The organism is Rhodoplanes sp. SY1, assembly GCF_046000175.1.
Lineage (GTDB): Bacteria > Pseudomonadota > Alphaproteobacteria > Rhizobiales > Xanthobacteraceae > Rhodoplanes.
In genome coordinates this window covers 1-14,379 of the sequence record NZ_JBEOMB010000181.1, presented here as the reverse complement: position 1 = coordinate 14,379, position 14,379 = coordinate 1, and the positions used below count along the sequence as shown (strand labels likewise).

The following is a 14,379-nucleotide window of genomic DNA, read 5'->3' as shown; positions in this document are numbered from 1 at the left end:
CCTGTGGAAGATCACCTGCGATGATGAACGGGGCGGTTGCGGCCGGTCGGGTCCCGACCGGCTCACATGTGAACGGGTCACGCGGCAATACCGCATCCTCCCTTAGATAGTCTACGTACGAGCTGCTTCCAAGCGTCGACGAAGGTCGAAACGTCGCGTTCACTGGTTGTCGGGCCGAGGCTCACCCGCACGGCGCCGGCGGCGAGATCGGCCGGCACGCCCATCGCGGCGAGCACCTGCGAGGCGCCGACCTTGCCGGACGAGCAGGCCGCACCCGACGACACGGCGACGCCGGCGAGGTCGAGGGCGATCACGGCCGTCTCGGCCTTGAGCCCGGGATGGGCGAGGAGGCTGGTGTTGGGCAGGCGCGGGGCACCCTGCCCGATCACGACGGTTCCGCGGGCGGCCGCCGCCACGCCGGCCTCCAGGGCGTCGCGCAGTCCGGCCATGGCCGGACCGGCCGTCGCGAGATCCTGTGCGGCCGCCAAGGCGGCGGCGCCGAAGCCGGCGATCGCCGCGACGTTCTCGGTGCCGGCGCGGGTGCCGCGCTCCTGCCCGCCGCCCGTCAGCACCGGCGCGGTGACGTGGATGTCCGCGTCGCGCAGCACCAGGGCGCCGACGCCTTTCGGCCCGCCGATCTTGTGGCCGGACAGCGTCATCAGGTCAGCCCCGAGCGCCCCGATGTCACAGGGAATCTTCCCGGCGCTCTGGACGGCGTCGACATGCAGGATCCCTCCGGCCGCGTGGACCAGCTCCGCCGCGGCGGCGATCGGCTGCACCACCCCGGTCTCGTTGTTCGCATGCATGAGCGATACCAACGGCCGAAGCCCAATCTTTTCAACGGCGAGGGCCGCCAGCCGGGCCGCCAAGGCGGCCAGATCGACACGTCCGTCGGACGTCACCGGCAGGATGTCGACAGCGTTCGTCGGAAACCGGCCACCGGCCCGCACCGACGGATGTTCGATCGCCGACACCAGGAGGCGGTCGCGGGGCGCCGTGTCGGGACCGACCGCGAGCCCCGGCGTCAGGGCGAGCGTGTTGGCCTCGGTGCCGCCCGAGGTGAAGACGACGTTGCGCGGCGCCGCCCCGACCAGCCGGGCGACCGCGGCGCGGGCCTCCTCGACCAGGGCGCGGGCCGCCCGTCCCTCGGCATGTACGGAGGACGGGTTGCCGGCGTCGAGCGCCGCCAGCATCGCGGCGCGCGCCTGCGGGCGCAGCGGCGCGGTGGCGTTCCAATCGAGATAGGCGCGCTCGCTCATGGTCTTGGGGCGGAGCTCCGGGTCCGATAGAGGGTACGAGGCCGCGGTCCGGGCGGATCAGCCGCCGTTCGGATCGGGGATGGCCGTCCGGGCGACGGGCCGGCCCGACTGCGCCGGCTGCACGAAAACCTTGCTTTTCGCCCCGGTGCTCATGCTAGACCATGGCGCCGCGCCACCGACCGGCGTCACCGCCGTCCAACGGCCAGGACCCATTCCGGAAATTCGAGGCGTCGTAGTCAGATAGGCGGGCCGCGCCGGCGACGTCAAGGGCGCCGCGGCGAGGTCGGGGCGGCGGTGCCGCAGCACCGCCCGGCAGGACGAGGTTCGAGAGCATGCCTGAGGTCATCTTCAACGGGTCCGCCGGCCGGATCGAGGGGCGCTATCACCCGTCGCGGGTGAAGAACGCGCCGATCGCCATCGTGCTGCATCCGCATCCGCAGTTCGGCGGCACGATGAACCACCAGATCGTCTACCAGCTCTATTACGCCTTCGCGCACCGCAACTTCTCGGTGCTGCGCTTCAACTTCCGCGGGGTCGGCCGCAGCCAGGGCTCGTTCGACCACGGCCAGGGCGAGCTGTCCGACGCCGCCTCGGCGCTCGACTGGGCCCAGGCCATCAATCCGGAAGCGCGCGGCTGCTGGATCGCCGGCTTCTCGTTCGGCGCTTGGATCGGCATGCAGCTCCTGATGCGGCGGCCCGAGATCGAGGGCTTCATCTCGATCGCCCCGCCGGCCAACCTCTACGACTTCTCGTTCCTGGCCCCCTGCCCGTCCTCGGGCCTGATCGTCCACGGCGAGCGCGACGCGGTCGTGCCCTACAAGGACGTCCAGACGCTGGTCGAGAAGCTCAAGACCCAGAAGGGCATCGTCATCGAGCAGAAGGTGATCCCGTCGGCGAACCACTTCTTCGATCAGAAGATCGAGCCGCTGATGCAGGCCATCACCTCGTATCTCGACAAGCGCCTCGCCACCGCGACCACCCGCCCCGAGCCGCGCGGCCGCCGCACCGGCTGAGCCGCCGGCGCCTGGCATCCCCTCGCCGGGCACGCCGGCCGGCCGGTCCGTTTGAAAACCACGCCGGACCTGATACACCGGCCGCGGTCCGGCGCCGATCGCGCCTGTGCGCCGATCGTCGGCGCGACCGATATTGTCCGGGGCGGCGCGACGCGACCGCGACGCCATTTCTCCCCGCAGCGAGGACGAGGGTCATGAGCACGTACGAGTCCGATTTTCTCCGCACCCTGGAGAGCCGCGGCTTCATCCACCAGGTGTCGGATGCGGCCGGGCTCGACGGGCTGGCGAAGAAGAACGCGCTCGTCGCCTATGTCGGCTACGATTGCACGGCGGCGTCGCTGCATGTCGGCCACCTGATCACGATCATGATGCTGCACTGGCTGCAGCAGACCGGCAACAAGCCGATCGCGTTGATGGGCGGCGGCACGACCCGGGTCGGCGATCCCTCGGGCCGCGACGAGACCCGCAAGATGCTCACCTACGAGCAGATCGACGACAACAAGAACAGCATCAAGCGGGTGTTCTCGAACTTCCTGACCTTCGGGGAGGGCAAGACCGACGCCGTGATGGCCGACAACGCCGAGTGGCTGACGACGCTCAACTACATCGAGATGCTGCGCGAGGTCGGCCGCCACTTCTCGATCAACCGCATGCTGACCATGGACTCGGTGAAGCTCCGGCTGGAGCGCGAGCAGGAGCTCTCCTTCATCGAGTTCAACTACATGATCCTGCAGTCCTACGACTTCGTGGAGCTGGCCCGGCGCTACGGCTGCAACCTGCAGATGGGCGGCTCCGACCAGTGGGGCAACATCGTCAACGGCATCGATCTCGGCCGCCGCATGGGCACGCATCAGCTCCACGCGCTGACCTGCCCGCTGCTCACCACCGCCTCGGGCGCCAAGATGGGCAAGACCGCGGCCGGCGCCGTGTGGCTCGACGCCGCGATGCTGAGCCCGTGGGACTACTGGCAGTTCTGGCGCAACACCGAGGACGGCGACGTCGTCGCGTTCCTCAAGCTGTTCACGCTGCTGCCGCTCGCCGAGATCGATCGCCTCGCCGCGCTCGGCGGCGCCGAGATCAACGAAGCGAAGAAGATCCTCGCCACCGAGGCGACCGCGCTGGTGCACGGCCGCGCCGCCGCCGAGGAGGCCGCCGAGACGGCCCGCAAGACTTTTGAAGAAGGCGCCCTCGCCGCGACCCTGCCGACCGTCGCCGTCTCGCGCGAAGATCTCGACAAGGGCCTCGGGGTGCTCGTCGCCTTCGCCGAGAAGACCGGCCTCGTCGCCTCCAACGGTGAGGCCCGCCGCCAGGTCAAGGCCGGCGGCCTCAAGGTCAACGACGTGACGGTGACGGACGAGAAGATGCTGCTCGGGCCGCAGCACGTCACCGCCGACGGCGTGATCAAGCTGTCGCTCGGCAAGAAGAAGCACGTGCTCCTGAAGGCCGAGTGAGGCGCGCGCGCGGCCTCCGGGCCGTCGCACGGCACAGCTTTGCTCCTCATGGTGACGAGCGACCGCAGGCCGCGTCTCGAACCATGAGGCCCCGGGGCCGCATCCTTCGAGACGCCCGCTGCGCGGGCTTCTCAGGATGAGGGGAGAGATGGGAGCTTGCAACCGAATCCGCGTCGCCCGGCGCTCGTCCGGTGACCGGTACGGGCCACATCCTTCGAGACGCGCTCCTGCGGAGCGCTCCTCAGGATGAGGATCGATGACGACGACAGAGCAGCGCTACGTCATCGAACGACCGAAAACCTCGTCCTGAGGAGGCCGCGAAGCGGCCGTCTCGAAGGACGAGGCCCGGACTCGGACGCGACGACGGTGGCCGCCCCCTACTGCAGCGCGATGGCGACGAAGCGGAGGTCGCCGTCGGCGCTGGCGATCAGCAGGAGCGCCGACTTGCGGCCGTCCTTCTTGAGGGCGTCGATGCGCTTCTGCACGTCGGCGGCGTTCGCCACCGTCTCCTGCGAGACCTCGACGATCACGTCGCCGGCGACGAGGCGCTTCTCGGCCGCGGCCGACTTCGAGTCGACCCCGGTGATAACCACGCCCTTCACCGTGTCCTTGATCTTGAAGCGCTTCCGCAGGTCGTCGGAGAGATTGGCGAGGTCGATGCCGAGCGTCGACTTGACGACCGACTTGTCCTCCGGGGCGCCGCCGTTGCGCTTCGGCGTGAGCGCCGCCTGCTTCTCGCCGTCCTCGAGACGGCCGAGCTTCACGGTCTTCTTCTCCTCCTTGGCCTTGCGGAGGATCGTAACCTCGACGTCCTTGCCGACCGGGGTCTCGGCGACGATGCGCGGCAGGTCGCGCATGTCCTTGATGTCCTTGCCGTCGAAGCGGACGATCACGTCGCCGGTCTCGATGCCGGCCGGCTTCGCCGGGCCCTTCTCGTCGACTCCGGAGACGAGCGCGCCGCGCGCCGGCTTGATGCCGATGCTCTCGGCGATCTCGTCGGTCACCTGCTGGATGCGCACGCCGAGCCAGCCGCGCCGCGTCTCGCCGAACTGGCGGAGCTGATCGATGATCGGCATCGCGGTCTTGGACGGCACCGCGAAGCCGATGCCGATCGAGCCGCCCGACGGCGAGATGATCGCCGTGTTGATGCCGACCACCTCGCCGTCGAGATTGAACAGCGGGCCGCCCGAGTTGCCGCGATTGATCGCGGCGTCGGTCTGGATGTAGTTGTCGTAGCGGCCCGAGTTGATGTCGCGGTTGCGCGCCGAGACGATGCCGGCCGTCACGGTGCCGCCGAGCTGGAACGGGTTGCCGATCGCCACCACCCACTCGCCGATCCGCAGCCGCTCGGAATCGCCGAACGACACCGCCTTGAGCGGCTTGTCCGTCGTCACCTTCAGCACCGCGAGATCGACCTCCTTGTCGCGGCCGAGGATCTCGGCCTTGAGGCGGGTGCCGTCGTTGAAGATCACCGTCACCTCGTCGGCGTCGGCGATGACGTGATTGTTGGTGACGATGATGCCGGACGGATCGATCACGAAGCCCGAGCCGAGCGAGTTGGCGCGGCGCGGCGTGCGCTCGCGCGGGCCGTTCTCGCCCTGCTGGCCGCCGCGGCGGTTCTTGAAGAACTCCTCGAAGAACTCCTCGAAGGGCGAGCCCGGCGGCAGGTTGGGCACGGCGTTGCCCTGCGCCTGCACGGTCTGCGAGGTCGAGATGTTGACGACCGCGTCCATCACCTTCTCGGTGACGTCGGCGATGGCGTCGGGTCCACGCGCGAAGGCGCGGCTGTCGAGCGCAGCGGGCACGCCTGCGAGCAGGACGGCGGCGGCGAGCGCGGCCGCGACGAGCGGGCGCCGGATCGGGCGGAAGCGTTCGAACGAAAGGCCGGCCATCACCTGGCGATCTCCTCGGGACATCTGAACTCGGGAACGCGGAACTGGAAAGCGAACGCGACGCGGGACCGCGGCACGCGCGGACATCGTCGGCGCAGACGAGCACTGCGATACCGCTCGCGACACGCCCGCGTCCGACGCGACAACACTGCGAGCGGCCCGCGGGATTACGGACGAATTCGGGCGGAATGGCGGCTCGCGCCGCGTCTCGTCCGTCAGGATAGCTGGCGGATCATCCAGATCAAGGCGACGCCGAGCGCCGCGCTGACCACGCCGACGATCCGCAGCGTGGTTTCCGGCGTCTCCAGAAGGGCCAGCGCGGCGCGCCGCGCCGGTCCCGGAAAGGCGGCGAACAGCAGCCCTTCGATCACGAAGACGAGGCCGAGAGCGACCAGGAACGCGGACATCGATGGCCTCGAAGGCGGACGCGGACCAGGGTCCGCACCGAAGTCCGGGCCCGGCGCCGCCGCGACGCCGGGCCCGGTCGGATCACTGCGCGGCGGCCGCCGCGGGCGGCGCCGTGCGGGCGGGGGCTGCCGCCTGGGCGGCCGGCCGACCTCCGCTCGGATTGGTGAAGTAGCGGAAGAACTCGGAATCCGGCCGCAGCAGGAACCGCGTCTCGCCCGGCTTCAGGCCGGCCTCGTAGGCCTGCATGGAGCGGTAGAAGGTGAAGAAGTCCGGATCCTGCCCGAACGCGTCGGCGAAGATGCGGTTGCGGGTCGCGTCGCCCTCGCCGCGCGTCTGCTCGGCCTTGGACGTCGCGTCGGCGACCAGCACGGTCACGTCGCGGTCGGCGCGCGCCCGGATCTCCTGGGCCCGCTGGCTGCCCTGGGCGCGGAACTCGGCCGCCTCGCGCTGACGCTCGGTCTGCATCCGCTGATAGACAGCCTGGCTGTTCTGCTCCGGCAGGTCGGCGCGACGGATGCGGACATCCACCACGTTGATGCCGAAGGCGTGCGCCTCACGGTCGAGCTGCTCGCGCACCCGCGCCATCATCTGGGTCCGCTCGTCGCGGACCACGTTGGTCAGCGTCGACTCGCCGAGCACGCGGCGCAGTGCCGAGTTGAGCAGCGTGGCGAGCCGCGAGTTGGCGCCCTCGACCGAGCCGACCGTCTGATAGAAGCGCAGCGGGTCGACGATCTTGTAGCGGGCGAAGGCGTCGACCACGAGCCGCTTGGAGTCGGAGGCGATCACCTCCTGGGCCGGGTTCTCCAGGTCGAGGATGCGCTTGTCGACGTAGATCACGTTGTCGATCAGCGGGATCTTGAAGTGCAGCCCGGGCTGGGTGACGATCCGGCGCGGGTCGCCGAGGCGGACCACCAGGGCCTGCTGGGTCTGATAGACGGTGAACACCGACGCCCAGCCGAGCACCAGGATCAGCAGGATGACGACGGCGGCGATGCCGCCCGCGATGCCGGTCTTCATCGGGCGGCTCCCGTCTGGGTGCGCGGCTGCGCCTGCCGCCGGCCGAGCTCGTCGAGATTGAGATAGGGCAGCACGCCGCCGGCCGTGCCGGTGGCGCTGGTCGACGGATCGATGATGATCTTGTCGGTGCCGCCGAACAGCCGCTCCATCGTCTCGAGGTAGAGGCGCTCGCGGGTGATCTCCGGCGCCTTCTTGTACTCCTCGTAGATCTTGCTGAAGCGGCCGGCCTGACCGCGCGCCTCGGCGACGGTCTGCTCGCGATAGGCTTCCGCCGCCTGGGTGATCTGGGCGGCGCGGCCGCGCGCCTCCGGCACCACGCGGTTGGCGTAGGTCTGCGCCTCGTTCTGGGCGCGCTCCAGGTCGGCGCGGGCCGCCTGGACGTCGCGGAACGAGTCGATGACCTGGTTCGGCGGGTCGACCTTCTGGAGCTGCACCTGGGTGATCTGGATGCCGGCGCCGTACTGGTCGAGGGTGCGCTGCATCAGATCCTGCACGGCCGTCTCGATGGTCTGGCGGGCGCCGGTGAGGATGGGCTGCACCTCGGAGCGGCCGATCACGTCGCGCATGGCGCTCTCGGCGACCGCCTTCACGGTGCCTTCCGGGTTCTGGATGTTGAACAGGTATTGGCTGGCGCCGCCGGCCGGCTTGATCACCCAGAACACCGAGAAGTCGACGTCGACGATGTTCTCGTCGCCGGTCAGCATCAGGCTCTCCTCGGGGACGTCGCGCATGGTGGTGCCGCGGCGGATGTCCTCGATGACCCGCATGCCGATGTCGATGCGGTTGACGCGCGTCACCTTCGGGGTGAGTACCGACTCGATCGGATACGGCAGGTGGTAGTTCAGGCCGGGCGTCGCGTCACGGCTGTACTTGCCGAAGCGCAGCACCACGCCGAGCTCGTCGGGCTCGACCCGGTAGAAGCCGGAGGCGCCCCACAGCAGCACGGCGACGCCGACCAGGATGGCGATTCCCTTGCCGCCCAGGCTGCCGCCCGGCAGCACGCGGCGGAGCCGATCCTGGCTGCGGCGCAGGAGCTCCTCGAGATCGGGAGGTGTCGGACCCGACGATTGCGGCCCCGTCCCCCACGGTCCCTTGGGGCCCGATCCCCACGGTCCGCCGCCCTGATTGCTCCACGGCATCTATGCTGCCTTTCCTCTACGTCCGGCCTCGACCATGCCCGGCCTCGGCCATGTCCGGCCTCGACATCCGGCGCGGTCCGGCGCGAATCCCAGTCGCGCGCGAGATCTCCGGCCGGAGCGTTCCGCTGAGATGTGGCTTGGGTTATAGGAAACCAACCCCCGTTTCAACGCATGGACTTGCGGCGGCGCGCCGCGGCTGCCCGGGCGCCGCCGGCGCGGCCCCGGCTAGTCCTCGCTCCGCACGTAGGTAACGAAGCCGAACGGCGCCGTGTCCTCGGGGCCCTGCTCGCCCGTGGCGTGGGCCACGGCCCGCCAGACGGCGGCGTCGATGGCCGGAAAGACGGCATCACCCGCCGGCGATGCATGCACCCGGGTGATCTCCAGCCGGTCGGCGATCGGCATCGCCTCGCGGTAGAGCTCGCCGCCGCCGGCCAGCATGATCGCGGGTGCGCTGCGCCGCAGCGCATCGGCCCGCGCCACCGCGAGCGCCGCGGCGAGCGAGCCGGTCACGACCGTGCCGGCCGCCGCGAAGGCGGGATCGCGGGTCACCACGATGGTGGTGCGGCCGGGCAGCGGCCTGCCGATCGACTGGAAGGTCTTGCGCCCCATCACCACCGGATGGCCGAGCGTGACGGCGCGGAAATGCCGCATGTCCGACTTCAAGCGCCAGGGCAGCGCGCCGTCGCGGCCGATGACGCCGTTGTCCGCCACGGCGGCGACGAGGACGAGCGGGAGGCGCCGTGTCACGTGGCCGACTCTGGTTTTGCAGTGCATAACTTCATGAAAACACGCTATAGTTGCGAAACGTTCTCATTCCGATCATCATCGGGGTAACACGAAACGGCGACTCACCCGACGGGAGCAGTCCAGTGTACAGCCTCGCGCACCGGACCGCTCGGCCCGCCGTCGCCCGTCTCGGCCGGTTCGCAGTCCCGATCCGATCGGCGGTTCCAGGGCTCGCCCGGGCGCTCACCCGGGCGCTCGTCGCGACCCTCTGGCTGGCGGCGGCGGCGGGCGCCGATCCGTGGTCCAGGGGGCTCGCGTACCCGGCCGGTCCGGTCCGGCCGGAGATCGACGCCATCGCGGCCTGCCTCGCCGCCGGCCGCGAGATGGCGATGGCGCCGCGACCGGCCTGCGTTCCGCGCGGGAGCGGCGCGGCGCTGGCCGAGAAGGCCGGCATGCCGCTCGGCGAGCGCGACTGGTCGGTCGCCTGCGCGGCCCGCGACGATCCGCGCCGCCTGCCGCGCGACGCGGTCGCCCGGCTCGCCGGCGACCCCGCGGTGGCGCGGGCCGGCATCCGCATCGTCGGTGCGCTGTTCTGCGACGGCCTCGCCCTCGCCGACCTCGACCTGCCCGCCCCGCTGCTGCTCGACCGCGGCGTGTTTGCCGGGCCGGTCGAGCTGCGCAATCTGCACCTGAAGGGCGATCTCGGGCTCGACAACGCGGTTCTGCTCGACACGCTGCGGCTCGACACGGTCCGGATCGCCGGCTCGGTCCGGCTCGACCGCAGCTTCGTGCGCCGGCTGCGCGTCGTCGACACCAGGGTGGACGGCTCGTGGCACCAGTCCACCGCGATCGTCTTCCTCGACGCGCATCTGGTGCGGCTCGCCGTCGCCGGCGATCTCGAGTTCGACCGCGCCGCCGTCTCACGCCTGTGGGTCCGCGCCGCCCGGGTCGGCGGCACGCTCGCGCTCGACGAGAGCGAGGCGCGCTGCGCCGTGCGGATCGAGGCGAGCACGCTCGGCGCGCTGACCGCCCGCGACGCCGGCTTCGGCAAGGTGGTGACGATCGGCGTAGGGCCGCTCGCCACCCGCTATCCGTGGTGGCGGCACGCCATCGAGGGCCGCCCCGCCACGCATGTCCAGACAATGTTCCGCAGCGCCGCCATCGCGGCCATCGCCGAGGCCGAGCGCCGTCGGATCGCCGTGCCCGAGCTGCCGGCCGAGGAGAACGCCCTTCTGCGCGGCTGCCGCGAGGAGACCGAGACGCAGCTGGACGGCACCGCCCGCACGGTCGGGATCGACGGGGTCGTGGCGCCGCGCCGGCTCAAGCTGGTCGTCGCCGAGACGACCATCGCCTCCGGCCTGTGCCTCGGCCCGATCGCCTGGGGCACGCCGCGCGACGGCGAGGTGCCGGATCCCTACCATCCCGCCACCGTCGTCGCGCTCGACGGCACCACGATCGGCGGCACGCTCGCCGTCGACCTGTGGGGCGACGACCGCTCCGTGCAGACGGTGCGCCTCGCCGACCCCGCCTTCGGTCGCGTCGCCGCCCTGCACGTCTTCGCGGCGACCGGCGTCACGGCGTCCGCCGTCGCGCTCGACTTTTCCGATCTCGATCGCCCCTGGGTCGGCCGCCTGGACGGGCTGCGTTTCGATCGACTCGTCAAGAGCCGGCAGCACTGCAGCGGCGAAGCCGCGGCGGGGGCTGCCGCCGCTCCGGCGGCGCCGCACGTCGTCGAGGTGCTGCGCTGGCTCGACCGCAACCAGGCGCCGTCGACCCAGCCCTTCGCGCCGTTCGCCGCCGCTTTCGCGGCGGCCGGAGCCTCCGCCGAGGCGGACGAGCTGCGCATCCGCCGCCGCAGCATCGAGGTGTGCGGCCGCCTGGCGCGCTGGCTGCCGCCAGTGGCGAGGTTCTGCCCGGACGGCGCGCGGATCGCGGCCGCAGCCGAGAGCCCGCCCGAGAGCCCCACCGGGACCCCGCCGGAGATGCCGGCCGGCGGCCATGTCCGGGCCGGCTTCGGCAGCGTCGTGTCGGGCGCCGGCGACCTGATCGGCACCGGCGTCGCGGCGGCGATGTGGGCCTTCGCCGACCACGGCCTGCGCCCCGGCAAGCTCGCCTGGTGGGCGGCGGGCGCGCTCGCGGCCGTGTGGATCGTGCTCCGCTTCGGCCTCGGCGTGGTCGGCTTCCTGCCGGACGGCCGGACGGCCGGCGGGCGGCTGTGGCCGATCGGGCCGCTGTTCCTGATCGACCGGCTGATCCCGGTCTACCGGGTCCGTGGCGAGCACTACGCCGTCGCCGGCTTCTTCCGCCGCGCCGACGCGACGGAAACGGAGGGATCGGCCGACGCCCTCGAGACGACGCTGCGCGGCCGCAAGATCGTCGTGCGCCCGGTCGGCGACGCCGCGCGGCACCGGATCGAGACCGTGCTGACGATCCTGCGCGTCACCGGCGTGGTGCTGGCCGCAGCCCTGCTCGCCGCGCTCTTCTTCGGCGGGCGGTGAGTGGAGGGCGGTGAGCCGGGCCGGTGTGGCGTCTCGACCCAGCTCCCTCCTCATGGTGAAGAGCGGACCGAAGGTCCGCGTCTCGAACCATGAGGCCGCAGACATCGTGGCCGCCCTCGCCCTTCGAGACGCCCGCTGCGCGGGCTCCTCAGGGTGAGGACGGACAGCCGACATTCGAACGGACGCTCGTCAGTTGTGCTCGCTCGGGCCCATGATCACGATGCCCTCGGTCGCCTCGACGTGGCGGACGAAGATGTACTTGTCCTCGCGCCCGTCGGAGTGCTTGCGGCGCACGTCGCGGAAACTCTCCTTCGACACCTTCGCCACGATCACGAACGGCGCGGTCGCGGCGAGGCCGCGCCGGCACAGCGCCTCGAAGTCCTCCAGCGTCGTCGCCGTGTGGGCCTCGGCGATGCCGGCCCCTTGCGCGATCTTCGCGATGTCCACACGCCCCTGCGCCGTGTGGGTCGGCGGCCCGCCGATCGACTGATAGCACTCGTTGTCCCAGACGACGACGAGCAGGTTCTTCGGCTGCTCGTTGGCGAGCGTCGCCAGGATGCCGAGGTTGAACATCATGCCGCCGTCGGTGTCGAGCGACACGACGCGCCGGTGCGGCAGGCCGACCGCGAGCCCGAACGCCTGCGGCGTGACGCAGCCGAGCTGCTGCTGGAACAGGCTCGCCTCGCGCATGTGCGGGGCGGCCGTGTACCACTCGTCGACGCTGGCGCCGAGCGAGAGGATCACCAGCTCGTCCTTCAGGAGCGGCGCCAGCGCGCGCATGCAGTCGAAGCGGTGCATCTTGGGACTGGAAGCGATCTGATCAGGTGCCGTCGCGCTCATCGCACCAGCCCTCCGGTCAGCGCCACGGCGGAGTGATAATAGGAGGCGTAGGACCAGGTGACGGCGTCCTGCACGGCCTGCTTCACCTTGGCGACCTCGTCGACCACCCGGTACGGGATCCGCATCGCGTTCAGGAGCGGCTCCATGGTCATGCCGTGCGGCACGGCCCACCAGTTGTTCTCGCCGAGATCGCCGCGATAGCTCATCAGCATCACGACCGGGATGCCGGCCCCCATCCCCATGCGGGCGAGCGGCTCGATCGCCGCGCGCAGCCCCGAGTTCTCCATCACCAGCGCGGCGCGCTTGCCGGAGAGAAACACGCCGCCGCAGATCGCCGCGCCCTCCCCTTCGTTGGTGACCCGGATGGTGCGGATGTCGGGATCGGCGTCGAGCGCCGGATAGAGCTCCTTGAACAGCGAGTCCGGGAGATAGCAGACGACGCTCACGCCGGCGGCCTTGAGCCCGGCGATCACGGCTTCGACGGCCTGCGGGGTCATGCGTCCCTCACCGGGTCAGCGGCACGCCGGCGCCGCTGTAGAGCGCGACGCACTCGTCCTCGAGCACGCCCTCGATCACGGTGAGGTCCCAGCCGACCATCTCGGCTAGCCGCTCCACCGTGTAGTCCTTGAAGTTGAAGGCGAGCTTGGCGTGCTGCTTGACGTGCCGGTTGCGCGCCCCGATCACCATGGTCTTGATGCCGGCATTGAGCACGGCGCCGCAGCACATCGGGCACGGCTCGCAGGTGCAGTAGAAGGTCGCCTCCGGGATCTCGCGCCGCCCGAGCTTCTTGGTCGCGAGCCCGATCGCGAGCGTCTCGGAATGGGCCGTGGTGTCGCAGGTGCCGACCTTCAGGCTCGGCGTCGACACGATCACCTCGTCGCCGATCGCCACCACGGCACCGAACGGCTGCTCGCCCATGGCGGCCCCGCGCTTCGCCTCGTCGATCGCGAGGCGCATGAACTTTTGGTGGTCGGTCATCTGAGATTGCCCTGGTCGGTCGCGTGGTCGCTCGAACCCGCAGACTTCGGTTATTCACTCGTCATGGCCGGGCTCGTCCCGGCCATCCACGTCTTTCGGCCTCGCGACCCGTCACGACGCCGCGTTCGGCGAGATCGTGGATGGCCGGGACAAGCCCGGCCATGACGAGCCGAGAGGGCGCGGCGTCGCTCACTTCGCCTTCGCGGCCGCGGCGGCAATGTCGCGCTCCGCGGCGGGCGGGAGATGGTCGCGGACGAACACGGCGCGTACGTCCGGCAACTTCTCCAGGCCGTAGGCGTCGGCGACCGTCTTGATCGCGGCGGCGAGGCGGCCGTCGTCGAGATCGCCGAGACCGAGCTTTGCCGTCTCGGGCGAGATCATCAGCGTCTTGATCGTGTAGACGAGCCGCTGCTTCTCGATGTCGGCGTTGATCAGCGGCTCGAGTCCGACCAGCATCTTGGTCGCGGCGTCGGGATCGGCGGCGACGTCCATCACGGCGCGGTTGATCGCCTTGACGAGGCCGCGCACCGCCGCGGGCTTCTCCTTCAGGAGCTTCTGCGAGACCATCACACCGTTGGAGTAGAGGTCGAGCCCGAGGTCGCTGTACATGAACCAGCGGAAGTCCTTCTCGGGATCGCGCTTCATGGCGACGAAGTTCATCCAGCTCGTCACCGAGAACTGGGCGATGGCATCGGCCTGGCCCTGCACCAGCATCTGCTCGATCAGGTTCGGCGCGGCGTTGAGGATGTTCACCTTCGAGGCGTCGAAGCCGTTCTTGGCGGCGAGCGGCGGCAAGAGGCGCAGCGTCGCCGAGCCGGCCGGCGCGCTGACGGTGCGGCCTTCGAGGTCCTTCAGGCTCTTGATCGGCCCGTCCGCCTTGGCGATCACGGCGTAGGGCGCGCGGTTGTAGACGAGATAGACCATCACGGGCTGCTCGCCGGGCTTGGCGGCGGCGTTCTGCATCACGGCGTTGATGTCGCCGAAGCCGGCGTCGTAGGCGCCGGTCATCACCCGCGTCACCGTCGCGGCCGAGCCCTCGCCCTGGTCGATGGTGACGTCGAGCCCCTCGGCGGCGAAATAGCCCTTCTGCTTCGCCCAGTAGTAGAAGGCGTGCGGGCCGGAGATCTTCCAGTCCAGCGTGAGAGCCGATCCGAGAAG

At 70.7% G+C, this 14,379-nt stretch carries 13 protein-coding genes; 3 read left to right on the top strand and 10 right to left on the bottom strand.

Annotation, left to right across the window (positions count from 1 at the left end):
* Positions 1-77 precede the first annotated feature (77 nt).
* Complete coding sequence (locus tag ABTU92_RS27680) at positions 78-1,259, bottom strand: cysteine desulfurase family protein (RefSeq protein ID WP_408094803.1); 1,182 nt, start codon at positions 1,257-1,259, stop codon at positions 78-80.
* 332 nt (positions 1,260-1,591) lie between these two features.
* On the opposite strand from ABTU92_RS27680, the gene ABTU92_RS27675 reads away from it, so the two are divergent.
* A complete protein-coding gene (locus ABTU92_RS27675) occupies positions 1,592-2,272 on the top strand; it encodes an alpha/beta hydrolase (RefSeq protein ID WP_111359419.1) in 681 nt (226 codons plus the stop codon).
* Between the two features lie 194 nt (positions 2,273-2,466).
* Positions 2,467-3,723, top strand: coding sequence for a tyrosine--tRNA ligase (tyrS, locus tag ABTU92_RS27670; RefSeq protein ID WP_408094802.1), 1,257 nt, complete (start codon positions 2,467-2,469; stop codon positions 3,721-3,723).
* 377 nt (positions 3,724-4,100) lie between these two features.
* On the opposite strand, the gene ABTU92_RS27665 is transcribed toward tyrS, so the two are convergent.
* The 5 genes from ABTU92_RS27665 to ABTU92_RS27645 all read right to left on the bottom strand — a co-directional run bounded on the left by ABTU92_RS27665 (position 4,101) and on the right by ABTU92_RS27645 (position 8,953).
* Positions 4,101-5,615 carry a DegQ family serine endoprotease gene (locus tag ABTU92_RS27665; protein ID WP_408094816.1) on the bottom strand — a complete coding sequence of 505 codons (1,515 nt, stop codon included), beginning with the start codon at positions 5,613-5,615 and terminating at the stop codon, positions 4,101-4,103.
* Positions 5,616-5,830: 215 nt separating this feature from the next.
* Entirely contained in the window at positions 5,831-6,022 is a 192-nt protein-coding gene (locus tag ABTU92_RS27660) for a DUF2065 domain-containing protein (RefSeq protein WP_378477366.1), read from the bottom strand.
* Positions 6,023-6,104: 82 nt separating this feature from the next.
* Positions 6,105-7,040, bottom strand: a complete 936-nt coding sequence (hflC, locus tag ABTU92_RS27655; protein ID WP_408094801.1) for a protease modulator HflC — start codon at positions 7,038-7,040, stop codon at positions 6,105-6,107.
* Positions 7,037-8,179, bottom strand: a complete 1,143-nt coding sequence (hflK, locus tag ABTU92_RS27650) for an FtsH protease activity modulator HflK (RefSeq protein ID WP_408094800.1) — start codon at positions 8,177-8,179, stop codon at positions 7,037-7,039. The genes hflC and hflK overlap by 4 nt, the downstream gene beginning before the upstream one ends.
* Before the next feature lie 225 nt (positions 8,180-8,404).
* Entirely contained in the window at positions 8,405-8,953 is a 549-nt protein-coding gene (locus tag ABTU92_RS27645) for a dihydrofolate reductase (protein WP_408094799.1), read from the bottom strand.
* 95 nt (positions 8,954-9,048) lie between these two features.
* Here ABTU92_RS27645 and ABTU92_RS27640 point away from each other — a divergent pair, with 95 nt between their 5' ends.
* A complete protein-coding gene (locus tag ABTU92_RS27640) occupies positions 9,049-11,403 on the top strand; it encodes a hypothetical protein (protein WP_408094798.1) in 2,355 nt (784 codons plus the stop codon).
* Between the two features lie 189 nt (positions 11,404-11,592).
* On the opposite strand, the gene ABTU92_RS27635 is transcribed toward ABTU92_RS27640, so the two are convergent.
* The 4 genes from ABTU92_RS27635 to ABTU92_RS27620 all read right to left on the bottom strand — a co-directional run.
* A complete protein-coding gene (locus ABTU92_RS27635; RefSeq protein WP_408094797.1) occupies positions 11,593-12,243 on the bottom strand; it encodes a thiamine pyrophosphate-dependent enzyme in 651 nt (216 codons plus the stop codon).
* Positions 12,240-12,740 carry a thiamine pyrophosphate-binding protein gene (locus ABTU92_RS27630; protein ID WP_408094796.1) on the bottom strand — a complete coding sequence of 167 codons (501 nt, stop codon included), beginning with the start codon at positions 12,738-12,740 and terminating at the stop codon, positions 12,240-12,242. The genes ABTU92_RS27635 and ABTU92_RS27630 overlap by 4 nt, the downstream gene beginning before the upstream one ends.
* 7 nt (positions 12,741-12,747) lie before the next feature.
* Positions 12,748-13,221 (bottom strand): nucleoside deaminase, encoded by a 474-nt coding sequence (locus tag ABTU92_RS27625; RefSeq protein WP_408094795.1) that lies wholly within the window; start codon positions 13,219-13,221, stop codon positions 12,748-12,750.
* 189 nt (positions 13,222-13,410) lie between these two features.
* A partial coding sequence (locus ABTU92_RS27620) for an ABC transporter substrate-binding protein (protein WP_408094794.1) occupies positions 13,411-14,379 on the bottom strand: 969 nt, incomplete at its 5' end.